At 36.9% G+C, this 26,688-nt stretch carries 25 protein-coding genes, 4 tRNA genes and 1 pseudogene; 25 read left to right on the top strand and 5 right to left on the bottom strand.

The annotated features are described in order from the left end of the window. Positions 1-31: 31 nt before the first annotated feature. Both FFM61_RS07210 and FFM61_RS07205 read left to right on the top strand, forming a co-directional pair. Positions 32-445 carry a cupin domain-containing protein gene (locus FFM61_RS07210; RefSeq protein ID WP_074427810.1) on the top strand — a complete coding sequence of 138 codons (414 nt, stop codon included), beginning with the start codon at positions 32-34 and terminating at the stop codon, positions 443-445. A 25-nt stretch (positions 446-470) separates the two neighbouring features. Next, a complete protein-coding gene (locus tag FFM61_RS07205) occupies positions 471-1,340 on the top strand; it encodes an aldo/keto reductase (RefSeq protein ID WP_074427811.1) in 870 nt (289 codons plus the stop codon). Between the two features lie 78 nt (positions 1,341-1,418). On the opposite strand, the gene FFM61_RS07200 is transcribed toward FFM61_RS07205, so the two are convergent. Then, positions 1,419-1,766, bottom strand: a complete 348-nt coding sequence (locus FFM61_RS07200; RefSeq protein WP_240005991.1) for a MerR family transcriptional regulator — start codon at positions 1,764-1,766, stop codon at positions 1,419-1,421. Positions 1,767-1,828: 62 nt separating this feature from the next. Here FFM61_RS07200 and FFM61_RS07195 point away from each other — a divergent pair, with 62 nt between their 5' ends. The 3 genes and pseudogenes from FFM61_RS07195 to FFM61_RS09265 all read left to right on the top strand — a co-directional run. Next, positions 1,829-2,392 carry a cadmium resistance transporter gene (locus FFM61_RS07195; protein WP_074427813.1) on the top strand — a complete coding sequence of 188 codons (564 nt, stop codon included), beginning with the start codon at positions 1,829-1,831 and terminating at the stop codon, positions 2,390-2,392. A 16-nt stretch (positions 2,393-2,408) separates the two neighbouring features. Next, positions 2,409-2,717, top strand: a complete 309-nt coding sequence (locus tag FFM61_RS07190) for an ArsR/SmtB family transcription factor (RefSeq protein ID WP_074427814.1) — start codon at positions 2,409-2,411, stop codon at positions 2,715-2,717. Between the two features lie 250 nt (positions 2,718-2,967). Beyond that, positions 2,968-3,075 (top strand): annotated as a pseudogene (locus FFM61_RS09265) (NADPH-dependent FMN reductase); the annotation flags it as partial. Positions 3,076-3,593: 518 nt separating this feature from the next. Here the strand turns inward: FFM61_RS09265 and FFM61_RS07180 are convergent. From FFM61_RS07180 to FFM61_RS07165, 4 genes are all read right to left on the bottom strand, one after another. Then, a tRNA-Ser gene (locus FFM61_RS07180) sits at positions 3,594-3,682 on the bottom strand. A gap of 82 nt (positions 3,683-3,764) precedes the next feature. Continuing rightward, positions 3,765-3,836, bottom strand: a tRNA-Glu gene (locus FFM61_RS07175). Between the two features lie 28 nt (positions 3,837-3,864). Next, a tRNA-Glu gene (locus FFM61_RS07170) sits at positions 3,865-3,936 on the bottom strand. Between the two features lie 28 nt (positions 3,937-3,964). Then, positions 3,965-4,036: transfer RNA gene (locus FFM61_RS07165), tRNA-Glu, on the bottom strand. 210 nt (positions 4,037-4,246) lie between these two features. Here FFM61_RS07165 and coaBC point away from each other — a divergent pair. From coaBC to FFM61_RS07065, 20 genes are all read left to right on the top strand, one after another. Continuing rightward, entirely contained in the window at positions 4,247-5,446 is a 1,200-nt protein-coding gene (gene coaBC / locus FFM61_RS07160; RefSeq protein WP_074427815.1) for a bifunctional phosphopantothenoylcysteine decarboxylase/phosphopantothenate--cysteine ligase CoaBC, read from the top strand. Positions 5,447-5,465: 19 nt separating this feature from the next. Further along, positions 5,466-6,632, top strand: a complete 1,167-nt coding sequence (locus FFM61_RS07155) for a hydroxymethylglutaryl-CoA synthase (protein WP_074427816.1) — start codon at positions 5,466-5,468, stop codon at positions 6,630-6,632. Positions 6,633-6,754: 122 nt separating this feature from the next. Beyond that, positions 6,755-7,195 (top strand): nucleoside 2-deoxyribosyltransferase, encoded by a 441-nt coding sequence (locus tag FFM61_RS07150; RefSeq protein ID WP_074427817.1) that lies wholly within the window; start codon positions 6,755-6,757, stop codon positions 7,193-7,195. A gap of 124 nt (positions 7,196-7,319) precedes the next feature. After that, positions 7,320-8,204 carry an N-acetylmuramoyl-L-alanine amidase family protein gene (locus tag FFM61_RS07145; RefSeq protein ID WP_174855264.1) on the top strand — a complete coding sequence of 295 codons (885 nt, stop codon included), beginning with the start codon at positions 7,320-7,322 and terminating at the stop codon, positions 8,202-8,204. Positions 8,205-8,499: 295 nt separating this feature from the next. After that, complete coding sequence (hisS, locus tag FFM61_RS07140) at positions 8,500-9,810, top strand: histidine--tRNA ligase (RefSeq protein ID WP_074427819.1); 1,311 nt, start codon at positions 8,500-8,502, stop codon at positions 9,808-9,810. Between the two features lie 2 nt (positions 9,811-9,812). Then, positions 9,813-11,618 carry an aspartate--tRNA ligase gene (gene aspS / locus FFM61_RS07135; protein ID WP_074427820.1) on the top strand — a complete coding sequence of 602 codons (1,806 nt, stop codon included), beginning with the start codon at positions 9,813-9,815 and terminating at the stop codon, positions 11,616-11,618. Between the two features lie 141 nt (positions 11,619-11,759). Beyond that, positions 11,760-12,641: a YitT family protein gene (locus FFM61_RS07130; protein ID WP_074427821.1), complete on the top strand. Its 882-nt coding sequence runs from the start codon at positions 11,760-11,762 to the stop codon at positions 12,639-12,641. Between the two features lie 121 nt (positions 12,642-12,762). Next, positions 12,763-12,948, top strand: a complete 186-nt coding sequence (gene rpsU, locus FFM61_RS07125) for a 30S ribosomal protein S21 (protein ID WP_042493485.1) — start codon at positions 12,763-12,765, stop codon at positions 12,946-12,948. 76 nt (positions 12,949-13,024) lie between these two features. Continuing rightward, positions 13,025-13,465: a GatB/YqeY domain-containing protein gene (locus FFM61_RS07120; RefSeq protein ID WP_074427822.1), complete on the top strand. Its 441-nt coding sequence runs from the start codon at positions 13,025-13,027 to the stop codon at positions 13,463-13,465. Positions 13,466-13,561: 96 nt separating this feature from the next. After that, positions 13,562-14,548 (top strand): PhoH family protein, encoded by a 987-nt coding sequence (locus tag FFM61_RS07115; RefSeq protein ID WP_074427823.1) that lies wholly within the window; start codon positions 13,562-13,564, stop codon positions 14,546-14,548. A 2-nt stretch (positions 14,549-14,550) separates the two neighbouring features. After that, positions 14,551-15,033: an rRNA maturation RNase YbeY gene (ybeY, locus tag FFM61_RS07110; protein WP_074427824.1), complete on the top strand. Its 483-nt coding sequence runs from the start codon at positions 14,551-14,553 to the stop codon at positions 15,031-15,033. Continuing rightward, positions 15,017-15,442, top strand: a complete 426-nt coding sequence (locus FFM61_RS07105; protein WP_083194519.1) for a diacylglycerol kinase family protein — start codon at positions 15,017-15,019, stop codon at positions 15,440-15,442. Before ybeY ends, FFM61_RS07105 begins: the two co-directional genes overlap by 17 nt. Positions 15,443-15,467: 25 nt before the next feature. Then, positions 15,468-16,376: a GTPase Era gene (era, locus tag FFM61_RS07100; protein WP_074427826.1), complete on the top strand. Its 909-nt coding sequence runs from the start codon at positions 15,468-15,470 to the stop codon at positions 16,374-16,376. A 44-nt stretch (positions 16,377-16,420) separates the two neighbouring features. Further along, positions 16,421-17,212 carry a DNA repair protein RecO gene (gene recO, locus FFM61_RS07095; protein WP_074427827.1) on the top strand — a complete coding sequence of 264 codons (792 nt, stop codon included), beginning with the start codon at positions 16,421-16,423 and terminating at the stop codon, positions 17,210-17,212. Positions 17,213-17,508: 296 nt separating this feature from the next. Next, positions 17,509-18,435: a glycine--tRNA ligase subunit alpha gene (gene glyQ, locus FFM61_RS07090; protein WP_074427828.1), complete on the top strand. Its 927-nt coding sequence runs from the start codon at positions 17,509-17,511 to the stop codon at positions 18,433-18,435. A gap of 1 nt (position 18,436) precedes the next feature. Next, positions 18,437-20,518, top strand: a complete 2,082-nt coding sequence (gene glyS / locus FFM61_RS07085) for a glycine--tRNA ligase subunit beta (protein ID WP_074427829.1) — start codon at positions 18,437-18,439, stop codon at positions 20,516-20,518. A gap of 337 nt (positions 20,519-20,855) precedes the next feature. Next, positions 20,856-21,884: a lactonase family protein gene (locus FFM61_RS07080; protein WP_074427830.1), complete on the top strand. Its 1,029-nt coding sequence runs from the start codon at positions 20,856-20,858 to the stop codon at positions 21,882-21,884. Positions 21,885-21,981: 97 nt separating this feature from the next. Continuing rightward, a complete protein-coding gene (locus FFM61_RS07075) occupies positions 21,982-23,133 on the top strand; it encodes an AI-2E family transporter (RefSeq protein WP_074427831.1) in 1,152 nt (383 codons plus the stop codon). Between the two features lie 117 nt (positions 23,134-23,250). Beyond that, the gene (locus FFM61_RS07070; RefSeq protein ID WP_074427832.1) at positions 23,251-23,766 is read left to right on the top strand and encodes a tRNA (cytidine(34)-2'-O)-methyltransferase; all 516 of its coding nucleotides are present in this window, start codon (positions 23,251-23,253) and stop codon (positions 23,764-23,766) included. 38 nt (positions 23,767-23,804) lie between these two features. After that, complete coding sequence (locus FFM61_RS07065; protein ID WP_074427833.1) at positions 23,805-26,561, top strand: FtsK/SpoIIIE family DNA translocase; 2,757 nt, start codon at positions 23,805-23,807, stop codon at positions 26,559-26,561. Positions 26,562-26,688: the final 127 nt, after the last annotated feature.

Here is a 26,688-nt window from a genome sequence, read left to right as displayed (position 1 = left end):
TAAGATTATTTAGAATTAAGGAGAAAATAATATGACAAATCAAAAAGTTGAACAACCAGGTGTTTTTCCAACTGGCCCAACCAATGATGCTTTCGCACAGTATTTTATTGGTCAAAGTTACAATCAAACACTGGTTACGCCAGGGGATGATGTGAGTGTACCAGTTGGTAACGTGACCTTTGAACCAGGATGCCGTAATAATTGGCACATTCATCATAATGGTAGTCAAATTTTGTTGGTTACCGGTGGCCAAGGTTGGTATCAAGAAGAGGGAAAGCCTGCACAGCTATTAAATCCTGGTGATGTTGTTATTGCTCATGATGGTGTCAAGCACTGGCATGGGGCAACCAGAGATAGTTGGTTTAGTCATTTGGCGATTACGACTGGTGAGTCAGAATGGCTAGAACCCGTTGCAGACGATGTTTATAATCAATTAGAAAAATAAACGGCAACTATAAAAGGAGGATTAAATGACAGTTTTAGATGAAACATTTACGTTATCAAACGGTGTCAAAATTCCAAAGTTAGGTTTTGGTACGTGGTTAATTGATAATGATAAAGTTGTTGAACCCGTTAAAGTAGCGCTTGATGCTGGTTATCGACACATTGATACAGCGCAAGCATATGGCAATGAAAAGGGCGTAGGTTTGGCACTACGTGAGTCTTCAGTACTACGTGAAGATATTTTTGTGACAACTAAATTAGCGGCTGAAATTAAGTCGTATGATGAAGCTGTTGCTGCTATCGATCAATCACTTGCAGATTTAGGATTAGACTATGTGGATATGATGATTATTCATGCACCACAACCATGGGCTGATTTTAGAAATGGTGAACATTATTTTGAAGGCAACTTAGCAGCATGGCAAGCTTTGGAAGAAGCTTATGATGCCGGTAAAATTAAGGCTATTGGTGTTTCGAATTTCGAACAAGTTGATTTAGATAACATTTTACAGAATGGTCGCATTAAACCAGCCGTTAACCAAATTTTGGCGCACGTATCTAATACACCATTTGATTTAATTAAATATTGCCAGGACAACGACGTATTAGTTGAAGCATACTCACCAGTTGCTCATGGTGAGATTTTGCATAATCCAGAATTACAAAAGATGGCTGATAACTATGGTGTTAGTGTTGCACAATTGTGCTTGCAATATTGCTTGCAGTTGGGGATGCTACCATTGCCAAAGGCAGAAACGCCAAGTCATATTATTAGTAATACTGAATTAGCATTCACAATCAGTGATAATGATATGGTAACTTTAAAGCAGGTTGATCATATTGATAATTACGGGGAGTCAGATTCATTCCCAGTTTATGATAAGACCGATAAATAAAACAGTATCGCAGTAAATTAAAAGCGTAGCGCAATAAATTTTGGCGCTACGCTTTTTGAATTATCGAATATTAAAAATTTAATCATTTTTACCAGGAAAAGGTCGCAATTTATCCTCAGCTTGGATAGTGTGGGTTTTGTAATTGTCTATTTTATAAGACAAACGATCTTTTGCTTGTGATAAAGTATTAATTTTTGCCTGTAATTGTTCCTTTTGCTCGTTTAATAGCTTGATACGAGCAGGAATTAATTGGTCACCCATTTGAAATAGCTTAATATATTCAATTAACGCTTCAATGGAGACACCAGCATCACGCATTTGACGACTAAATTGTAGCCAACGTAAGTCCTCTTCATCAATATCCCGAATACCATTTTCATGCCGTTTGATGGGCGGTATAATTTCGATTCGCTCATAAATAAACACTATCTAATGTATGTTAATATTAACATATGTAAAAAATAACATATATTTTATTGGAGGCTGAAGTGAATATAGTTGTTATCGTTATGACGTTTTTAGGAGTTAATATAGATTTTTTCTTCATGTTGTTGTTTTTACTAAAAAAATATAACGTGGTGGAAGTTTTAGTAGGCTATTTAGCAGGTGTTATACTTTTATTGGTGGGTAGTTATTTGGTTGGTGTAACACTAGGCATGTTTTTACCGGAGTGGCTTTTAGGCTTGTTAGGGATACTACCAATATATATGGCTTTTCATGATAATGATGATGACGGCGGACCTAAATGGCACAAACAACCTATTGTAACGGTCTTATTGACTTACTTATCAGTATGTTCCGGGTGTGTATTAGCAATTTTTTTGCCAATTTTGATTGGTAGAAGTATTCGTGAATTATTATTAACTATCTTGAAGATCGCGGTGCTGACTGTTCTGATTGTTTTTATAATTAAATTATTGCTAACAACTAAAGCTATTGTGAAATTAATGAATCGATATGGCGAGACCTTGATGAAAATTTGCTACATTTTAATTGGCCTATACGTATTTTGGGATAGCGGCTTAATTCATCATATTTTATTATATTTATAAAGGAGCACGGTGTGTGATGGATGATCAACATTTGGCAGAAATGACCAGCATTATGAAACTATTAAGTAATCGTATTAGAATTAATAGGCTGTATTATTTAGAGGATAGGACTTTAAATGTAAAAGAATTAAGTGAAATATTAGGCATTGAGCAATCAGTTGTTTCTCACAATTTGGCTCTATTACGAAATCACCAGCTGGTGACAAGTGAAAGAATTGGTAAATATAATTATTATCAGTTAAATGATCCGCATATTTTGGATGTGATTAATGAAACTTTTGAGCATGCTGATCATGTGTTACGAGGTAAAAAGCATGGTGAATGATTGCCGAAGGAACATGAAAGACTACTCATTAATTTATAGGAGTAAGTATGTCTAAAAAATTGGGATTATTATTGGAATTTCAAGAGAAAGTAAAATTAGTATTCAAATAGCTCACTGGGTTCAAGAAAATTTGTAGAGCAATCTTTTTATTAGTGAATTGATTAATTTGGCTGAAATTGTTTTATCGATGTTTGATGAATCGGTGGTGCTTGCTGAGGGGATGTATCAAAAATAACATACTAAAGTATGGAGCCAATTAGTAAAGCAATATGATGGTTCTATCGTTGTATTTCCACAGTATAATTGGGGCTATTCTGCTGTTGTAAAAAATGCTTTTGACTATCTGTATAAGGAATGACAGAACAAACCCATTAGTTTAATTACTTATGATAATCATGGTGGGACGCAGGCTTTAATAGCTTTTAAATTAGTAGTCAAAGGTTTAAAAATGCAGGAATTGAGTTAATCCAACGCTATCGATTAACAAGACAGATCTTGATGAGAGTGGGCGTTTTAAAGATGTAGATTGCGCTTTAAAGGATGATGCTTATAAAATAAAACTGCTGTCTACAGAGTTAGACCATGTTTTATAAATGATGCTTCTATGCATCATGATTTATGGGGATTTTTAATTTTATGGGTAATAGTTAGACGCAAAAAATAAAAATTTTAAAAGCGTTGTTCGATGATGAGCAGCGCTTTTTGAGTTTAGAAATTAGTCATGTGTTTTTAGATAATCGAAGTATCATATGCCATAAAAAAAGCCATATTATTGACAAGAGAAATTTTTCTTCGACAATAATATGGACGTAACAACTTACAAAAGTTGAATAGGGGTATTTTTACGTTTATAAGGAAATTCTCTAAAACACAATAAGGAGCCAACGGGATTTGAACCCGTGCGCCGGCTCTACACCGGTTCGGCGGATTTCGAGTCCGCTGCATTACCACTCTGCCATAGCTCCATAACATTGAATATTATACCGATATTTAAAAGGGGTTTCAAGTATAAAAAAACTAGGATAATAAATATCCTAGTCATGAATATAGCTCATCAGGGAGTTGAACCCTGGATGCCGGTGTGAAAAACCGGAGTCTTAACCGCTTGACCAATGAGCCATGAAATTAAAATATTTGGTGAAACTAATAGCTCATCAGGGAGTTGAACCCTGGATGCCGGTGTGAAAAACTGGAGTCTTAACCGCTTGACCAATGAGCCATGAAATTAAAATATTTGGTGAAACCAATAGCTCATCAGGGAGTTGAACCCTGGATGCCGGTGTGAAAAACCGGAGTCTTAACCGCTTGACCAATGAGCCATAAAATTGTAAAACATTCGTTTCAACAACGTTTAATAATATACCAGATGAATTGAAATGATGCAATACTTAGTTTACAAAAAAATTTAAAAGGTTTGCCATTCACGTAGAATATCGCTAAAATTACGATTGTGAATAATGCTTAAATTTCAGTTAACCAAAGTGGTAAACTTAGCATATTGTGATTTTGAATATTAAGGAGAACAGTGGATGTTTTCAGAAAAAAATATTGTATTAATTGTCAGTGGTGGCATTGCCGCCTATAAAGCAGCAACATTTGCACGCTTATTAATTAAAGAAAAAGCGCATGTTAAAGTTGTGATGACAAAATCAGCAACAGAGTTTATCACGCCTAAGACGATGGCAGTTTTGACTAATGAACCCGTTTTAACAGACTTATTTGCAGATCCAACAGATGCAAAAATTGATCATATTTCTGTGGCTGATTGGGCAGATTATATTTTTGTTGTGCCTGCAACTGCTAATATAATCGCTAAAATAGCAAACGGGATTGCAGATGATGCTGCCAGCACGGTGTTAGCAGCTAGGCATACGCCGTTGATTATTGCACCAGCGATGAATGAAAATATGTATCGCCAAAAAGCTGTTCAAAAGAACTTACAAAATATTGTGGCAGATGGAGATATTGTGATTCAACCAGCTGAAGGTCTTTTGGCTGAAGGCTACTCGGGACAAGGTAGATTACCAGAACCAGCGGACATTTTAGCTTATAGCGAGTTGGTATTACATCAAAAGCAAGGCAGGCTACAAAATAAACATGTTGTGATATCAGCAGGTGGGACAGTTGAGCCAATTGATCCAGTTAGATATATTTCAAATCGTTCGTCGGGGAAGATGGGGTACGCACTAGCTAAGGCAGCTGCTGAACAAGGCGCACAGGTTACTTTGGTTTCAGCAACGACAACCTTATCAGATCCAATTGGTGTTAAAACCATTCATATTCAATCAGCACAAGATTTGTCCGATCAAATGATGGCCGCACTTCCCGCAGCTGATATCATGATTATGGCAGCTGCCGTGTCTGATTATCGAATAAGTGAACCGGCTGTAAATAAGTTAAAAAAACAAACATCAGGTCAATTAACGTTGACCTTAGTAGAAAATCCTGATATTTTAGCTCAGTTGGGTGCTATGAAAAAAGAGCAATATTTGGTTGGTTTCGCTGCAGAAACACAAAACCTTTTAGAGTATGCACAAACAAAATTAGTGAAGAAAAATGCAGATATGTTGGTTGCTAATGATGTTTCTAAACAGCAAGTTGGCTTTGGTTATGATACCAATCAAGTTACTATTTTGACTAAAAATCAGGAACCGCAAGTGCTACCATTACAAGATAAATTGTCAGTGGCACGAAAAATTATGCAAAAAATTAGTGAAGTAATTAATTAATAAATGGCAGGTAATAAAAATGACAGTTATTGGAATTGATAAAATGAGCTTTTTCTCACCACAGCAATATATTGATATGGTTGAATTAGCTAATGCACGTGGGGAAGAACCCGATAAATACCTCATTGGAATTGGTCAGACGCAACAAGCTGTCATCCCACCAACACAAGATGTTGTGACGATGGCAGCTAATGCTGCTGATGAGATGTTGACTGCTTCAGATCGTAAAACAATCACCATGATTTTGTTTGCAACTGAGTCGGGAATTGATAATTCCAAATCAGGTGCTGTCTATTTGCAACGTCTGTTAGGCATTAATCCATACGCACGTACAATTGAATTAAAACAGGCTTGTTATGCTGGCACATTTGCTTTAATGCAAGCTCGCGATTATGTGACGTTACATCCGACCGAAAAGGTATTGGTAATTGCTTCAGATATTGCACGTTATGGTTTGAATACAAGTGGCGAAGTAACACAAGGTGGTGGTGCAGTTGCGATGTTAGTATCAGCTAATCCGGCGATTGCTCAGATTAATCAAGATAGTCAATATTTATCACGCGACGTGATGGATTTTTGGCGTCCAGTATATGCTGATACTGCTCGCGTTGATGGTAAATATTCAGCTAATATTTATCAAGATTTTTTTAAAGCCATTTGGATGCGTTATAAGCAAAAAACAGGACTAGATATTACCCACTTTCAAGCGTTTGCTTTTCACTTACCATTTACTAAAATGGGTTTAAAGGCTTTACGTGATGTTTTACCAGAAGCAAGTGAGGCGCAACAAGCTAACTTGATGAGAGAATTTGAGGCGAGCCGAGTTTATAATAAACGGATTGGTAATTTATATACGGGCTCATTGTACTTAAGTTTATATTCGTTATTAGCTAATTCGGCAACTTTAAAAGCTGGTGATCACGTGGGGATGTTCTCATATGGGTCAGGAGCTGAAGGTGAATTTTATTCATTAACATTGCGTCCTCATTTTAAAGCCGGGTTGATTAATGGCCAGCTAGAGGAATTATTATCTAATCGAGAGCAACTTACAATTGCAGAATATGAAGAAATTTTTGATAGTCAATTAAATGGACTAACAGATCGTCAATTAGATACGCAACAAGACACAGCAAAATTTGTTTTGAGCGGTTTGGAAAATGAACAACGTCAGTATATTTGTCATTAAAAGTAGGCAAAAACTCGCTTTAAGTTCTTAAATCATTCAAAATTAAATGATTTTATGATTGATTGTTCGGTATTTATTGGTTAAAATGAAATATACTAATAATATATAACGAGGATGAATTTATGAAACGCGTATACTTAGCTGGACCATTTTTTGACGATGAACAAATTGATCGTATTGAAAGATTAGAAAAAGCATTAACTGATAACAAAACAGTTGCTGATTTTTTTAGTCCGCGTACCGAAGTGCACGATGAATTTGAATTTGGTTCAAAAGAATGGGCAGCAGCTATCTATAAGGGTGACAAAGAACATTTAGATCCTGCAGAAGTAGTTGTTGCTGTAATTGACTATGACAACGATTATGTTGATCCAGGGACGGCTTGGGAAATTGGTTATTCAGAAGCAATGAATAAGCCAGTGATTTTAGTGAAAGAAAAAGAAGGTGCGATTAATTTGATGATTTCAGCACCAGCACATGCCGTTGTGACTGACGTGGCAGATATTGCAAATTATGACTTTGATAAATTGCCTGCTAACGAATGGACAGGGAAGACTTTCTAAAAAATAAATTTGATGAAAATAGTTGTTAGATACTTAGCAACTATTTTTTATTGTATTAATATCGCTATTTTTTATAAAAAAGGGTAAAATTGTGGTCAGATAATCAAAATATGAGGTTCCGATTGTGAAAAAAATCATACAATTAATAAAACAATGGTTAATAAAATTTTGGGCACCTTTAGCGATTGTCATCATCATGTTGAGCACGGCTATTTCGTTGACGGTTATTATGCTACATAAACAACAAATAACCGTACAAATTCCAAATTTAACCTTGAGAAAGCAATATGGGCTTAATGGATTACCAATATCTGTTTTAAAAAAAGGTGAACACCTACAAATTATTGAAAAAAAAGAAGGTTGGTATCAAGTTCGGCGTGATGATGAATCCACTGGATGGGTTGCAGGTTGGCTACTAAAAAGGAAAACGCCGTTGAAAAAAGTTACCCCGTTATCTGAGGCAACGGTTGTTTTGGATCCAGGACATGGTGGTTCAGACGTAGGTTCGTTATCAAGTACTGGTAAATATGAAAAGACCTATACGTTACAATTAGCTAAGCGTGTTAAAAAAGAGTTAGCTAAATCTGGTACTCGGGTAATTATGACGCGTAGTACAGATAAATTAGTTTATTTAGCAAATATTCCTAAAGTTGCTGAAAACAAGCATGCCGATTTATTTGTGTCGTTCCATTTTGATTCGGCACCTTCAAAAAATCAAGCAACTGGTTATACAACGTATTACTATCATCAAAACAACGGCTCGTATGCTCTAGCTAAAAGTGTGAATACAGCGATGGATTTGCCATTAACAAATAAAGGCGTTGAATTTGGTGACTTCTTAGTTATTCGGCAAAATACGGTGCCAGCGATTTTGTTGGAAAGTGGTTATATGAATAATAAAAAAGATTTTAATTACATTAAATCAAAAAAATACCAAGCAAAAGTTGCTAAAGCCGTGCCAGTTGGGTTACAAAATTATCTAACGCAGCAAGTTACTGTTGGACAATAAATGTTTACTTGACGGTATTTTATAACTATAAGATAATGAAGTATAATATTTAAAATGAAGCCAATGAGAAAGAAAACTCAATTAGCACAAATCAAGCGAGCGGAGTAAGGTGTAAGTCCGTATTGTAAAGATTGAGGGGACACTTTTAAGGTCACATAATTGTGCGTTGAACCACGTTACGGTTTTTAGCCAAACACAAGGTGGTACCGTGCTTTTTGATGAGCACCCTTGACGATAGTGATTCATTATCGTTGGGGGTGCTCCTTTATTTTTAGAAAATGATGGGAGAAAAACAATGGCAAAACAATTATTCCAAAAGCCCAAAGGGACTGCTGATTTATTACCGGGAGATTCTATTAAGTGGCATTATGTTGAAGAAACAGCGCGTTTGTTATTTAGTGATTATCAGTACGCAGAAGTACGAACACCAATTTTTGAAAACTTTGATATTTTTGCACGTTCAGCTGGTGATACATCAGATGTGGTGACAAAAGAAATGTATGATTTCAAAGATAAAGGTGATCGGCATATTGCGTTACGTCCAGAAGGAACAGCTGGAGTAGTGCGGGCTTTTGTTGAAAATAAATTATATGGTCCGGAACATGTTAAGCCATATAAACTCTTTTATATTGGCCCAATGTTTCGTTATGAACGACCACAAGCAGGTCGCATGCGTCAGTTTCACCAAATCGGTGTTGAAGCATTAGGATCAGAATCACCAGCATTAGATGCTGAAGTGATTGCAATGGCTGTTGATTTTTTCCAGACACTTGGTATTGCGAATTTAAAAGTTAAAGTAAATTCGCTAGGTGACCAAGAATCTCGTGAAAACTATCGCCAGGCTTTGATTAACTTTTTGCAACCACATTTTGATGAATTATCACATGATTCACAAGAACGTTTAGAAAAAAATCCACTGCGTGTGCTTGATTCAAAAGATGTTAAGGATCAAGAAATTGTAGCTGATGCCCCATCAATTTTAGATTACCTAACTGACGATGCACAGCAGCACTGGCAAAAAGTACAACAATATTTAGATGCATTAGGCATCGATTATGAAGTAGATGCAACGGTTGTTCGAGGCTTAGATTATTATAACCACACAATTTTTGAAGTGATGACACAAGCTAAAGCATTAGGCCACGGTTGGTCAACCATCACAGGTGGTGGTCGCTATAATGGTCTTGTTTCACAATTTGGTGGTCCTGAAATGGCAGGGGTTGGTTTTGGGATTGGTTTGGAACGATTGATGCTGCTACTAGAATCAGAAAATTCGCCGTTACCAACCGCTAATAATTTGGATGTTTATGTCGCTAATCAAGGCGATAATACAGATGTTACGGCAATGCAGATGGTACAAGCAATTCGTTCATTTGGTTATAGTGCTGATCGTGATTATGAAGATCGTAAATTAAAGGCACAATTTAAAACGGCTAATCGTCTAAATGCGCGCTATATGATTACAATTGGTGAACGCGAATTGGCTGAACAAAGTGCGAACATTAAAAACATGACTACTGGTAAAGAGCTTACTGTAAAACTGGTTGAATTATATACTAATTTGCCAGATTATGTGACAGATGCGGAAGAGAACGAGGAACAATAATTATGAAGCGAACAAATTATGCAGGCTTAATTGATGAGAATTATTTAGAACAAACTGTAACCTTACAAGGTTGGGTCCAAAAGCGTCGTGATTTAGGTGGCTTAATTTTCGTTGATTTACGTGATCGTGAAGGGCTTGTCCAATTAGCATTTTCTAATGAATTTAATGAAGCTGCCTTGCAGGTTGCTGAAAATATGCGTACGGAATACGTTGTTGAAGTTGTTGGAACTGTCAAATCACGTGGTGAGGGGGCTGTTAACAATAATTTGCGTTCCGGCAAAATCGAAGTACAAGTTACTGATGCTAAAATTTTATCAGAATCAAAGACAACGCCTTTCTATATTGAAGATGATATTAATGTTTCAGATGAATTACGCTTGAAGTATCGTTATCTAGATTTACGTCGTCCAGAAATGCAACGTAATTTGCGTATTCGTTCAAAGATTACAGCAGCAACTCATGAATTTTTGGATGAAAATGGCTTTATTGATATTGAAACCCCTTATTTGGCAAAGTCAACACCAGAAGGTGCTCGTGATTATTTGGTGCCTTCACGTGTCTATCCTGGATCATTCTATGCATTGCCACAATCACCACAATTGTTTAAGCAATTGTTAATGGGTGCTGGCTTTGATCGCTATTATCAAGTTGCACGTGCTTTCCGTGATGAAGACCTACGTGGCGATCGTCAACCAGAATTTACACAACTTGATGTTGAAATGTCATTTATGAACCAAGATGAAATTATGGCTTTGGTTGGTGAATGGGTGGCTGCAATTATGAAGAAGACGGTTGATTACGACTTAGATGCTGACAATATTCCAGTTATCGAATATGCTGATGCAATGCGTCGTTTTGGAACTGATAAACCAGATATGCGTTTTGGCATGGAACTACAAGATTTATCATCATTAATGGCTAATTCAGAATTTGGTGTCTTTGCTAATGCAGTAGCAGCTGGTGGTGAAGTGAAGGCAATGGTTGTGCCAGGTGGAGCAGACCACTATTCACGTAAAGATATTGATAAAATGGCACAGTATGTGACACGTTTTGGTGCTAAGGGATTAGCTTGGTTGAAGGTTAGTGAAGATGGTATTACTGGACCAGTTACCAAGTTCTTAAAGGCTAAGGAGCAAGAGTTACTGCAAGCAACTGGTGCTAATGCTGGTGACTTGTTGTTATTTGCTGCTGACAACGCCAGTGTTGTTGCCGCTACCTTGGATGCTTTGCGTCGTCGTACAGCACAAGAATTGGATTTGATTGACCAAAGCAAGTGGGCCTTTGCATGGGTTATAAATTGGCCATTGTTTGATTATCAACCAGAAGAAAATCGTTGGATTGCAGCACACCATCCATTTACGATGCCAAATGAAGAAGATTTGCCATTGTTAGAAACAACTGATGGCGCTCATCAAGCGCATGCACAATCATATGATTTGGTTTTGAATGGTTATGAATTGGGTTCTGGGTCAATTCGTATTCACCAAATGGCGGTTCAAGAAAAGATGCTATCTGCACTTGGATTTACAAAAGAAGCAGCACATGAAGCATTTGGCTTCTTGTTAGAAGGAATGGAATATGGATTCCCACCAATGGGTGGTATTGCTTTGGGACTTGATCGTCTAGCAATGTTGTTGGCTGGTCAAAATAATATTCGTGAAGTGATTGCATTCCCAAAGAATTCAAAGGCAACTGAGCCAATGACACAAGCACCAACGCCCGTAGCTGAGGCGCAAGTTGTTGGTGATTTGAAGTTAACGGCACCAGTATATGCAGATGTTACGGCACCAAATATGGCTGAAGAATAAAAAATCATTTATAAATTGTCTTGCGTTTAATATGCAGGGCAATTTTTTGCTGAGATTATTCAACATAGTTTTGATATATTGATTAACCATGATAAAATCATATGCGACTTTATTAGATTGTATGACGAAAGAAAAGGAACAATGGACCAGTTAAAACAGTATCTAGATCATCATAAATATTCGACACGTATTGGAAGTGCGATGGTTTATGCATTGGCGTCAGCGATTGCGTTAAACTTTTTTTGGACACCCGGACATATCTATTCATCAGGTTTTACAGGTTTAGCACAATTATTAAATACTTTAATGCGGCGAGTATTTGACGTAAGTATTCCTGTTGGTGCTTGGCTAGTTATATTGAATTTACCGCTATTTGTGTTAGCATATCGCAAAATAGGTAAACGCTTTGCCTTTTTTACAGGTTTAGCTATTTTGCTAGCAGCGTTAGCTATGAATTGGATTAAGCAACCAGCACAATTATGGACAGAAGATCCGCTAGCAATGGCGATTTTTGGTGGTGCAGTGAACGGATTTGGGACAGGATTTGCGTTACGTAATGGATTATCAACTGGTGGGCTAGATATAATTGGTATTTTGATTCGACGTAGGACAGGTGCTAAAATGGGTGCCGTTAATTTGACGTTTAACTTTTTTATATTGATTGCATCAGGTATCATGTTTGGTGTACAGTATGCGTTGTTTACTGGAATTGGTTTGGTAGTAAATGCTCGTGTTATTGATTTGGTATATACAAGACAACAAAAAATGCAAGTGATGATTGTGACTGAAAATGCAGAGCAAGTCATTGCAGAAATTCAAGATGAATTGCATCGGGGCATTACAATTGTCCATCATGCTGAGGGTGGTTATAATCACCATAATAAGGAAATTTTATTTACGGTTATCTCAATGTATGAACAATTTGAGTTACATGAGGCTATCTTTAAAGCAGATCCAACCGCTTGGGCATCACTTTGGAAGGTTGATCGAATATTTGGTGGTTTTTACGAACCAAAATTGTAGTGAGAATTTGAAAGAAAGCATTGACAATAACGCTATTTTTGATAAGATAGTAAAGAACAAAGTGTGCGACGTATATTAAATATAAGTTGAAATCTTCACACGTGAAGGGAGGGTAAACATTATGGCAAAGACTGTTGTTCGTAAGAATGAGTCTCTTGATGATGCTCTCCGTCGCTTTAAGCGTGGTGTATCAAAGGACGGTACTCTACAAGAATACCGTAAGCGTGAATACTACATTAAGCCATCAGTACAACGTAAGTTGAAGGCTGAGGCCGCACGTAAGCGTAAGAACAAGAAGGGTCGGTAAAACGATCTATGCCGGGCTATCCTAGTTGATAGTCCGGTTTTGTTGTATAATAAAGAAAAACATTAGGAGTTAAGACATGGGATTATTAGTACAATTAACAGATGATATGAAAACAGCAATGAAAGCTAAGGACAAAGAGACCTTAAGCGTTATTCGTATGGTGAAATCAGCTTTGTCAAATGAGCAAATTAAACTCGGTCATGACTTAACTGCTGAAGATGAAATGACAGTTTTATCGCGTGAAATGAAACAACGAGTTGAAGAAATGACATCTTATCAAGAAGCTGGTCGTGATGATTTGGTAACAGGTATTCAAAACCAAATTGATGTGTTGGAAAAGTATATGCCAGAACAACTATCAGAAGCTGAAGTTGAAAAGATTGTTCAAGAAACGATTGCACAAGTCGGGGCTACCAGCAAAGCAGACATGGGTAAAGTTATGGGTGCACTAATGCCAAAGGTTAAAGGAAAAGCTGATGGTAAGATGGTTAGCCAAAAGGTGCAAACTTTACTATAATTTAGTAAAGCGGGGGATAACCTCGATACATAGATGATTAGCTTATGTATAATAAAATAGGCAATCAAATATTTTGAAATGTGAGGAATGTAGCGGTTGACAGTTCAAGTTGAAGAGAATTACCATTTTGAAAATGCAGAACAAGAAATTGGTTTAGTTGGTCCACAGGATAGTCATTTAAATTTAATCGAAGAAGGCTTAGCCGTTAGTTTATCAGTCTTAGGTACGCAATTAACGATCAAAGGCGATGCAGAACAAGTATCGCAAGCCAAGGCAGTCATTAGTGCATTAACTTCTTTGATAAAACGTGGTGTTAAAATTAGTCCGGCCGATATTATTTCTGCGGTTAATATGGCTAAGCGTGGGACGATTGAATATTTTGAAGATATGTATACTGAGACTTTGTTGCGCGATGCCAAAGGTCATCCAGTGCGAGTAAAAAATTATGGTCAACGACGCTACATTCATGCAATTAGACAAAATGATGTGACGTTTGGGATTGGACCAGCCGGTACTGGTAAGACTTATTTGGCAGTCGTTATGGCGATAGCAGCGCTTAAACGTGGTGATGTTGAACGCATCATTATTACGCGTCCAGCCGTTGAAGCTGGCGAAAGTCTTGGCTTCTTACCAGGAGATCTAAAAGAAAAAGTCGATCCATACTTACGACCAATTTATGATGCACTGTATGCTATTTTAGGTAAAGAACATACAGAACGTTTAATGGATCGTGAAACCATTGAAATTACACCACTAGCGTATATGCGTGGGCGAACCCTGGATAATGCATTTATTATTTTGGATGAGGCACAAAATACCACGCCTCAACAAATGAAAATGTTTTTAACTCGACTTGGTTTTGGCTCGAAGATGTTAGTGAATGGAGATGTTTCTCAAATTGATTTACCATCCCATACACAATCTGGACTAATTCAATCACAACACATATTAAAAGATATTAATCATATTACATTTATTAACTTCAGCGCAGATGATGTTGTGCGTCATCCAGTCGTTGGGGCGATTATTAATGCTTACGATTCATATACCGAAACAAAGAAAGAGACAATTGAAAAGGATTAAACATGGACTTAGCAATAATTGATCAATCACAACCAGGAGTGCCTGAAGAACAAATCAAATTAGTAAATGATGTTTTAAACTATGCAGGTCAATACATCTCCTTACCTGACAACACGGAAATGTCAGTAACATTTGTTAATAACGACGAAATTCAGCGTTATAATCGGGAGTATCGTGGCTTGGATAAGCCAACAGACGTCATTTCATTTGCAATTGAAGATGATGGTGATGACTTACCATTATTGATGGATGAAGATATGAGTGATGAAATTGCGAAAAATATTGGTGATATCATTGTTTCAGTTGATAAAATTCGTGAGCAAGCTGAATACCTAGAACATTCGTACGAACGTGAATTAGGATTTTTAGTTGTACATGGTTTTTTACATTTAAATGGTTACGATCATATGTTGAGTGAAGCAGACGAAAAAGTGATGTTTGATTTACAACGAGAAATATTAGATAATTATGGACTCAAACGATAATAAAAAAAACAATAATCAAAAGCAAGTCGAAAAAAATTCGCACTTTTTACAAGCGTTTGGCCATTCTATAGCTGGAATTGGTGAGCTATTAGTACGTGAACGTAACATGCATTTTCATATTTTTGCTGCTTGTATTGTTTTGATTGTTGGTATATATGTAGATTTAGGGAGATCAGATTGGCTTTGGATTTCAGTTGCTGTTTTTACGGTTATTAGTGCTGAATTTTTAAATACAATTGTTGAGGCAATTGTTGATTTAATTGTCGGTGAAAATTATCATCCCCTAGCTAAAGTTGCCAAGGATGTGGCTTCTGGTGGTGTGTTAGCTGCTGCTGTTTTTGCAGTTGTTATTGGTGTATTAATTTTTCAGCCATACTTATTGCCTAATCTACAAATGGTTTTTAGATAAAATAAAAGAAATAGAGAGAATATTGATGAGCGAACAAGAATTTAAGTCTGGCTTTATTGCGTTAGTTGGTCGTCCTAATGTGGGGAAGTCAACGCTTTTGAATAAAATGATTGGTGAAAAAATAGCCATCATGTCACCTAAAGCACAAACAACTCGTAATAAAATCCAAGGTATTTATACAACTAATGAAGGTCAGATGGTGTTTATGGATACCCCGGGAATCCATAAACCTCACAATTCATTAGGTGATTTTATGGTGAAAACAGCCATGTCAGCTTTACGTGAAGCTGACATGGTATGGATGCTAGTTAACGCTGATCAAAAACGTGGTGTGGGTGATGACTTCATTATTCATCGACTAAAGGAATCAAATACACCTGTTTATTTAATTATTAACAAAGTAGACTTGATTAACCGTGCAGAAGTACTAGACCAAATAGCTGATTATAATACGCAAATGGATTTTGCTGAAATATTCCCAGTATCTGCATTAACAGGCGAAGGTGTACCTGAATTGTTGCAGTTTACAATGGATCATATGTCGGCTGGTCCACAATATTATCCTGCAGATCAAATTACAGACCACCCAGAACGCTTTATTATGAGTGAATTGATTCGTGAAAAGGTGCTTGAATTAACACGCCAAGAAGTGCCTCATTCTGTTGCAGTTGTTATTGATAAAATTGAAAGAGAAGATGAAGAACATTTACACGTTCAGGCAACTATTGTTGTTGAACGTTCGAGTCAAAAAAATATTGTCATTGGTAAGCAAGGATCAATGATTAAACAAATTGGTATTCGTGCACGTAAGGATATCGAACGCTTGTTAGGTGATAAAATTTTCCTTGAAACTTGGGTTAAAGTGGAGGATCGTTGGCGTGATAAGCCACAGGCGCTCCAATCATATGGCTACAAAGAAGATTCAGATATTTAATGAAAAAAGAGGCTGTCGGGTCTCTTTTTTAGTAGGTGAATGCAATGACAGAAATTTTTGATGCAATTGTGATGTATCAACGTGATCATAAAGAAAAAGATTTGATGGTTAAAATGTTAACACGACAAGCAGGCAAGCGAATGTTTTATGTTCGTTATGGTAAAAGTAAACGATATCAATTTGCTGCGGAAATGCAGCCTTTAAGTATGGCGACATTTGAGGGTGTGATTAATACTAGTGGATTGAGTTTTATTAACGATGTTAAAGAGACCAAGCCAACATCATTTTTAATGACAGATATTGTTTTAAATGCCTATATGACCTATATTATTGGTTTGATTGATGCAGCGTTTGTTGATAATCAACCACTTGTTAAATGGTATGATTTAGTGGCTGAAGCAATGCAAAAATTACAAAAAGGATTAGACCCACAGGGCATTGCTAATTATTTTGAATTACAATTATTACCTGTATTTGGAATTCAACCAACATGGGGAGAGTGTGTTGTGTGCGGTCGTCGTGATTTACCATTAGATTTTTCTGAAAAATTGAATGGAACACTATGCCAGCAACATTGGGAGGTTGATCCCTATCGGATGCATATTGATAATCGGGCTGTTCGTATTTTATCTAAATTAGCTGAAATTGATTTGCATTTGCTTGGCTCACTGAATTTGCAAGATAAGACAAAACAAGAAATGACCCGATTAATGGATAAATTATATGATGACCAGGTGGGTATACATTTACGTGCCAAATCGTTTATTCAACAATTAGATAGCTGGCAAAATCGAATGATAAATCGTAAACCAGAATCAGGGGAAGATAAGTCTTGAAATATCCTTATTGACAAGTGGATAAGGCGTGCTAAACTTATAAATTGTAAAGCTTAAAAATACTAATGAAGGAATTAATTAATAATTAGCACAGCAAACCATTGTTAATGTGAGAATGGTCTAATTATTGTTAAGGGGCATCATTAGCTAATAAATTAAATGAAAAAAGCTGCTAGTAGTGATACTAGAAGTAGGGTGGAACCGCGATATTATCGTCCCTACATTAACCGTTTTAGTATGGTTGATGTAGGGCTTTTTTGTGGTTTTGCTTGTACAAAAGAAAGGAAATTGTCATAATGAGCGCAAAGATGAGTGTGCAAGATATTATTTTGACGTTGCAAAAGTTTTGGGCTGATCAAGGAGCCATGTTGATGGAGGCCTATGATACGGAAAAGGGTGCAGGAACGATGAGTCCGTACACTTTTTTGCGTGCTAATGGACCAGAGCCATGGCATGCTGCCTATGTTGAACCATCACGTCGTCCAGCTGATGGTCGTTATGGGGACAATCCTAATCGTTTGTACCAACATCATCAATTTCAAGTTGTTATGAAGCCATCCCCTGATAATATTCAAGAATTATATCTAGATTCATTAAAGGCGTTAGGAATAGACCCGCTAGCCCATGATATTCGTTTCGTCGAAGATAATTGGGAAAACCCATCAATGGGTGCTGCTGGTATTGGTTGGGAAATCTGGCTTGATGGTATGGAAGTTACCCAATTCACTTATTTCCAACAAGTTGGTGGTATTCAAGTAGATGCTGTTACATCTGAAATCACGTATGGTTTGGAACGCTTGGCATCATATATCCAAGACGTACCAACAGTTTATGATTTGGAATGGGGAAATGGTGTCTTGTATGGTGATATCTTTAAAGAACCTGAATATGAGCACTCTGTTTACTCATTTGAAAAGTCAGATTCAGAGATGTTGCTACGTCACTTTAATGAATATGAAGCTGAAGCTAAGAAATTATTGGCTGATGGCTTAGTACATCCAGCTTATGATTACATTTTGAAATCATCACATACTTTTAACTTGTTGGATGCACGTGGTACGGTATCAGTTACTGAGCGTGCTAAGTATCTTTCACGTATTCGTAATATGGCGCGTTCAGTTGCACGTGCATTTATTGATGAACGTAAGAAACTGGGATTCCCTTTGTTGAAGGATGAAGCATTGCGGGCAAAGTATTCGCCAGCTGATGAGGAGGAAAACTAACATGGCAAACTTTTTATTAGAAATTGGTTTGGAAGAAATGCCTGCACAATTGGTAACACCAGCGATTAACCAATTGGTTGAACGCGCAGCAGATTTTATGAAAGACAATCGTCTACAATATGGTGCAATTAAGCCATTTTCAACTCCTCGTCGTTTGGCAGTTTTGATTTCGGACGTTGCAGATAAGGCCGATGACTTAACGAAAGAAGTTAAAGGACCTGCTAAAAAAGCTGCTTTTGACAAAGAAGGTAACTACTCACGTGCAGCCCAAGGATTTGCTCGTGGTCAAGGTTTAACAACCGATGATATTACCTTTAAAGAATTTAAGGGTAACGAATACATCTTTGTGACAAAATTTGAGGCTGGTAAACCAGCTGCTGAAGTATTGGCTGGTATGAAGGATGTTATGACTAGCATGACATTTACCACAACTATGAAGTGGTCACGCCATACTTTTGAGTATATTCGTCCAATTCGTTGGATTGTTGCTTTGTTGGATGATGTGGTTGTGCCATTTGAAGTTCTTGATGTTAAAACAGGTCGTCAAACTCGTGGTCACCGTTTCTTAGGTCAATCAGTAGATGTTGCGAATGCAACTGATTACGTTGATGACTTAGCTAAGGCATATGTCCAAGCATCTGCTGATGAACGTAAGGCAAATATTGTGTCACAAATTGACGCATTGGCTAGTGAGAATGGTTGGCGTGTTGAAAAAGATGATGACTTATTAGAAGAAGTTAATAACATTGTTGAATATCCAACAGCTTTTGTGGGTAAATTTGATCCTGAATATCTAGAATTGCCTGACGAAGTTTTGATTACTTCAATGCGTGAGCACCAACGTTTCTTCCACGTTGTGGATGAGAACGGTTCTTTGTTGCCATACTTTGTTTCAGTTCGAAATGGAAACGCTGAGCACTTGGATAACGTCATTGCAGGTAATGAAAAGGTGCTAGTTGCACGTTTGGAAGATGCAAAGTTCTTCTATCATGAAGATCAAAAGCATGACATCGCCTTTTACAATGATAAGTTAAATGTTGTGTCATTCCACGCTAAGTTGGGTTCTGTTGCTAGTCATACACAACGAGTTAAGGCCTTAGCTGCAATTATTGGTCACTGTGTTGCATTAACTGATGCACAACAACAATTAGCCCGTGCTGCTGAAATTTATAAGTTTGACTTGATGACGGGGATGGTTGGTGAATTCGACGAATTGCAAGGTGTTATGGGAGAAAAGTATGCGCTTATCTTCGGTGAAGAAGCACCTGTCGCACAAGCTATTCGTGAGCACTACATGCCAATTTCAGCAGATGGTGAACTACCGGCATCACAATTAGGTAAAGTTTTGGCACTAGCTGATAAATTAGATAGCCTATTAACATTCTTTGCTGGTGACATGATGCCTTCTGGATCAAATGACCCTTATGCATTACGTCGTGCCGCTTCTGGTGTCGTTAACATTTTGCATGATAATGAATGGGACCTACCAATTGATGCAATTTTGACTGATTTAATCAGTGAAATTAATGCTGAAGAGAGTCATTTTGGATTGCCTGAAGATGTTGCGGCTAACTTAGGTAATGTTGTCAATGATGTTGTTTCATTCCTGACAGACCGTGTTGTTAAGGCTTTGCAGTCACAAAAGGTTCGCTATGACATTATTAATGCTGTAACGACTGGTGAATTGACTGATACGACACAAATGTTTAAATCAGCGGTAGCTTTGTCAGCACACATTGATGATGATAACTTCCGTGAGGGTGTTGAATCATTGACGCGTGTTATGCGTTTGACAACTAAGAATCCAACTGATGCTGCTGTAGATTCAGCACTATTTGAAAATGCTGCTGAAAGTCAATTGTACGCTGAGGCTTCATTATTAGAAGGCGCTGAATTTACAACTGATGAATTGCTAAAGGCATTATTAGGATTACAACCAGCTATTGCAGCTTACTTTGATGAGACGATGGTTATGGTTGATGATGAAGCCGTTAAGCAAAATCGCTTGGCAAGTTTGCAAAGTGTTTCAAATCAAGCTAACAAAGTGGCTAACTTTATGGCCTTGGATGTTAAATCAAACTAAGCAATACGTTGTTTGATTACATAGAGCGTGGGTGAAAGATGATTTTAAGCCATTTGTAACACATGATTTAGCAGTGTTAAGATAAGCGTTTTGCTAATTATAGCGATGTTAAATGAATGGTATTATATAAAATTTTTTAGAACTCATTTTAAAGATAAGTTGGGACACAAGAAGATGTCCCAACTTTTTTAGTTAAAAATGTATTCATTATGAGGATTCAAACGACTTTTGTTGTGCACTCTTTTTTGTATAATCATATGCATTTAATTGTATCTTTAAATTATGTTATAATATTAACAATTTAAAATGAATGATATTCAAGAAAGTGGGCAAATCAATGGCATTAGAACATATTTTATTTGGAACGTATACAAAGCGTGTTTCAAAAGGGATTTATGCGGCAGATTTTGATACGCAAGCAGGAACGCTTGCTAACACAAAATTAGTTGCAGAAATTGGTTCACCAACTTATTTAACAATAAGCAAAGCAAATAAACTTTATGCAGTTGATAAAAATAATGGACAGGGTGGTATCGCAGTGTATGATTATACTGACGGTCAAGCTACCCTACAACAAGAAGTATTAACTGACGGTGCATCACCCGCATATGTTGCCGTTGATGAAGAACGTCAATTAGTTTACACAGGAAATTATCATAAAGGAACACTGGATGTTTATACGATTGATGAAAAAGGGAATCTTGTTTTAGCTGATACTTATCAATCACAAGGGGATGGACCTCGTCCAGAACAAGAACATACACATGTTCACTTTAGTAATTTAACGCCTGATAATCGGATTGTTGTCGTTGATTTAGGTGCTGATAAAGTATTAACATTTGATGTTTCAGATCAAGGTAAGCTAACATTAAAGGCTACTTATACGACTGAAGCCGGGTTTGGTCCTCGCCATATTCGCTTTAGTCCAGATGGTCATTACGCCTATCTATTAGGGGAGTTATCATCAAAGCTATCAGTATTAAAGTATAACGAAGATGGTTCATTTACATTATTACAAACAGTTGCCATGATTCCAGAAGATTGGGATGCACATAATGGTGGTGCTGCTATTTATCTATCAAAAGATGGTCGCTTTATTTATACATCAAATCGCGGTCATAATTCAATTGCCGTATTCGCTGTTAAAGATAATGGTGCTGCTGTTGAACATATACAATGGATTTCAACAGAAGGCGACTTTCCACGTGATTTTGCTTTGAATCAAGAAGAAAATTACTTGATTGTGGCTAATCAAAATACTGATAATGTTTCAGTCTATTCACGTGATAGTGAGTCAGGAAAGTTAGCACTTGTTCAAAAAGATTTTGCAGTACCTGAAGCAATTCGTGTATTGTTTGTTGATTAATAATGATGAAAAAGTGGCAGTTACAAACGATTAGCACTCCAGTTGCATGCACACAACTGGAGTGTTTTTTATAACGTATGTCCTAAAGGAGCAGAATATGGAAAAGGAACCTAAAGAACAATCAAGTTTCCAACGATGGTTTTTGGATAATAAAATTGTGTCAGTTATGTTGGTTATTTTATTGTTCTTAATTATTGTATTTATGCTAAATAAGGTTGCATTCCTTTTTAAGCCAATTGCACAATTTTTTAGTGCCGTAGGGGTACCGATTGTGATAGCGGGTGTTTTTTACTTTTTACTTAATCCGATGGTAGATTGGGCGGAGCGCCGATTCAATCTTTCAAGAATAGTTATTATTACTATTCAATTTATTGTCTTAGCTTTATTGATTATCTGGGGATTGGCTGTTTTTATTCCATGGATTAGTGGCCAAATTATGGAACTGATTAATCAATGGCCAGTCTATTGGCACAAAATTGTCCGGATTGTCGATCAGGTTACAACTGATCGTAAATTTGATAATGTAAACAAATGGTTTAATAATACGAATGATGAAATATCTAGTTGGTTAAAAGATTATTCAGCCGAATATGCTAAAAAAGGTCTACATGGTGTAACCTCAGTACTGGGCACTGTGACGTCAGTGGTAATTGCAATTATTACATTTCCATTTGTCCTCTTTTATTTATTGAAAGACGGGCACCAAATGCCTAAATATATTGCAAAATTTTTACCAGTTAAAACACGTCAGTCATTTTTAACAACTTTAAAGGAAATTAGTCGGCAAATTTCAAATTATATTCGTGGTCAAATTTCAGTTGCATTTGCAGTGATGGTTATGTTTGCGATTGGATACACGATTATTGGATTACCATATGGTTGGTTAATTGCCATTATTGCAGGAATACTAAATATTATTCCATTTTTGGGATCGTTTTTATCAATGGTACCGCCTATTGTAGTGGGAATATTTATTTCACCAATGATGTTAGTGTCGGTATTGATTGTCTTTATGATTGAGCAAACATTAGAAGGACGAATTATTTCACCAAAGTTATTAGGATCATCATTGAAGATTCATCCAGTGACAGTATTGCTAGTATTGTTATCAGCAGGTAATATTTTTGGTATCTTAGGTGTTATCTTTGGTGTACCTGGTTACGCTATTATGAAGGTTTTGATTTCACGATTTTACAGTTGGTGGCGGGCTACTTCTAATTTATTTGAAGAAAAGTCCGATTCACTTTAAAACATTATAAATTTTAACAAGTATAGCGCAAGTGACCTGTTGTCCGTGCTATACTTGTTTTTGTATGCATTAATCACGTATAGGTTAAAATGGCCTAAGAAGAGGAGAATTTATTTTATGAGTACGAATCACATTGTTTTATTTGAACCACTAATGCCAGCTAACACCGGTAACATTGCTAGAACGGCTACAGGTACAAATACAAAATTAGATCTAATCGAGCCATTGGGGTTTAAATTAGATGATAAGCACGTCAAGCGTGCAGGATTAGATTATTGGGACAATGTTGATATTAAAGTTCACAAGAACTTGCCGGCCTTTATGGCAACCTTAAAGGAAACGGATGAATTGTTTTTAATTTCAAAATTTGCCAAGCAAGCATATCATCAAGCAGATTATACCAACCCAGATCATGATTATTACTTCCTATTTGGTAAGGAAACAACGGGCTTACCAGAACCATTTATGAAAGCTCATCCTGATCAAGCTTTGCGTATTCCACAAAATGATGAACATATTCGTTCATTGAATCTATCGAATACGGCTTCAATTATTATTTATGAAGCCTTGCGTCAACAAAATTTTCCAGATCTTGATTTAACACATGAATACGATTACGATAAACTAAAATAGTATTAATTTATCGTTAATATTTAAGAAAGGAGGCCCATATGGCATATAAAAAAACAACTGCCAGGAAAAAAACAACCACAAAACGACGTCCAACGAAAACCACGGCTCGCAAAAAAAAGCAGAGCAACGATACATTGGCGTGGTTTATACAACGATTACCGCAATTTTCAGGATTAATTGCCGTTGTTTTATCAATTTTAGCGATTGTTAAAGTTGGATTAGTTGGTAAGTTAGTGGCTAATCTAGTGCGCTTAATTGTTGGTGGCTCATATCAATTTTTGTTAGTTATCTTATTAATTCCATTTCTAGTTGTAATGGCATATGGTACCTGGCCACCTCGAATTAAAGGATATCACTATATTGGCTTCATGGTATTTTATATCGGAATTATTTTAATGGGTTCTATTTTGTTATTTAACAAAATGAATTTGCATAGTGAGTATGTAACGACTATTCAATCCTTGATTAACCAAGATTTAAATAATCATGCTGTAACAACGCCAGTTGGGGGCGGTGTCATAGGTGCAATCTTGTACCAATATACTTACTTGGCAATGGGCAACTTTGGTTCATGGCTTATTGCGATTGTTTTTCTACTGGTTGGTTTGGTTGTCATGTTTAAACTACCTTTGCGCAGTGTTTTTGATAATTTCTTTACGTTAGCAGAAGGTGCCGGCGATTTGGTCCAAACACAAGCAACAAATGCTCATGAAAAAATGACCGAATCAATTAATACTTTCCGTAGTAATCAAAAAGAGCGCCAACAAGAGGCGATGAAGGATTTCTTTAGTGAGGATCCATTTGGTGATGGTCAAAAAAAGACCAAATCCCCAACTATCGAAGCCACGTCTTCTGGCAAGGTTGATTTTAAAGCAAAACCAACATTATCTGATAAACAACAAGATGAGCAAGAAGCTTCGGCAACAAAATTTGATTTTGTGTTGCCAGAAATTGTGGCACCGCAGTCGCAATCAGAAGATCAAGCCACAATGGCTGTAGACCCAAATTTGCTGAATGCAAAAGAATCATCATGGCAACAACCACCAGTGCAATCACAAGCTGATGAGGATGTACCGTTCGATACGGTATCACCGAAAAGTTCTGATTCTAAACGTGTTATTCAATCAGCAGATCGAGTTGAACCAGTTGTTTATGGTCAAGATTTACCAGAAGAGGATTTTATACCAGAACAAGAGTTCATGGCTAAGTCGAATTTGGCATCAACACAACAGGAGTCAACATCATCGAGTCATTCGCATATTGATATGTTGTATGAGCCAACAGCTGATGTTGACGCTAGTGGCTTAGGGACGGTAATTGATGATAAAGACTATCGGTTACCAACAACCGATCTGTTACAACATATTGGCTCAACTGATCAGTCTAAAGAACGCGATGCGTTAAGTGAAAAAGCACGTATTCTTCATGAAACATTACAAAGCTTTAAAATAAATGCAACGGTTGAGAAGGTGGTCTTAGGACCAACTGTAACCCAATATGAAATTAAGCCAGCTGTTGGGGTGAAAGTTTCAAAAATTCAAAACTTAGCTGATGATTTAGCACTAGCTTTAGCAGCAAAATCCTTACGTATAGAAGCACCCATTCCTGGTAAAAATGTCGTTGGAATTGAAGTTGCTAATGATCAGCAAGCGACCGTTGGCTTCCGTGATATGGTTGAAGAAGCAGGTATTGATACAGATAAACCATTAGTGGTACCAATCGGACGTGGTGTGACGAGTGGGGTGGTTAAAGTTGACTTGACGAAGATGCCACACTTGTTAATTGCTGGTTCAACCGGTTCTGGAAAATCAGTAGCCATCAATGGTATCTTAGCATCACTTTTGTTGCAAGCTAAGCCATCACAAGTTCGGCTAATGTTAGTGGATCCAAAGAAAGTTGAGTTATCAGTCTATAACGATATCCCGCATCTAATCACACCAGTTGTTTCTGATCCAAAGAAAGCAGCATTAGGTTTGAAAAAAGTTGTGGCTGAAATGGATCGACGCTTTAAACTATTAGCCCAAGAAGGTGTACGTAACATTGATGGGTACAATCGCTTAGTGACAAAACGTGATGAAGCGACAAAAGGAATTGTTAGTCAAAAAATGCCTTATTTGGTTGTTATTATTGATGAGTTAGCTGATTTAATGATGACTTCATCAGTATCTGGTGATGTGGAGAATGCGATTGTGCGAATTGCGCAACTAGGTCGTGCTGCTGGTATTCATATGATTGTTGCAACGCAACGACCATCTGTTGATATTATAACTGGTTTGATTAAAGCTAATGTACCATCACGTATGGCGTTTGCAGTTTCTTCAGGGGTTGATTCACGTACTATTCTGGATGGTAACGGTGCTGAAAAGCTACTTGGACGTGGTGATATGTTGTTTGCACCAATTGGTTCAAATGGGCCGCAACGTGTTCAAGGAGCCTTTATTTCAGATGAAGATGTTGAGTCTTTGACTGACTTTATTAAACAACAGGGTAGTGCACAATACGATGAATCAATGACCGTATCTGATGCTGAAGTTCAAGCATTAGAAGGCGGTCATAGTTCAGGTGATGATGATCTTGATGAAAAATGGGATGACGTTTTAGAATTCATTCTTCGTGCTGATGGTGCATCGACATCGTCAATTCAGCGTCACTTTGGTATGGGTTATAATCGTGCAGGACGAATCATTGATTCGTTAGAAGATCGTGGCTTAATTGGGCCGGCAAATGGTTCTAAGCCACGTGAATTAAAATTTACTGCTGAAATGATGGATCGTTTTAAACGAAATGGCCATTAATTATTGGACTATGCATTAAAGATTTAATATTTTGTAAAATAATTAAAAGCTGTTAGGTTACTATATGAATAGTGACGTAACGGCTTTTTTTAAGTTAAACTTTCCGTTAAATTTAATTTGTGATATT

The sequence above is a fragment of the Weissella hellenica genome (assembly GCF_005405545.1).
In the GTDB taxonomy this organism is placed as follows: Bacteria; Bacillota; Bacilli; order Lactobacillales; family Lactobacillaceae; genus Weissella; species Weissella hellenica.
Note: the sequence above shows the minus strand (reverse complement) of the source record. Positions and strands in the feature narration are given on the sequence as shown.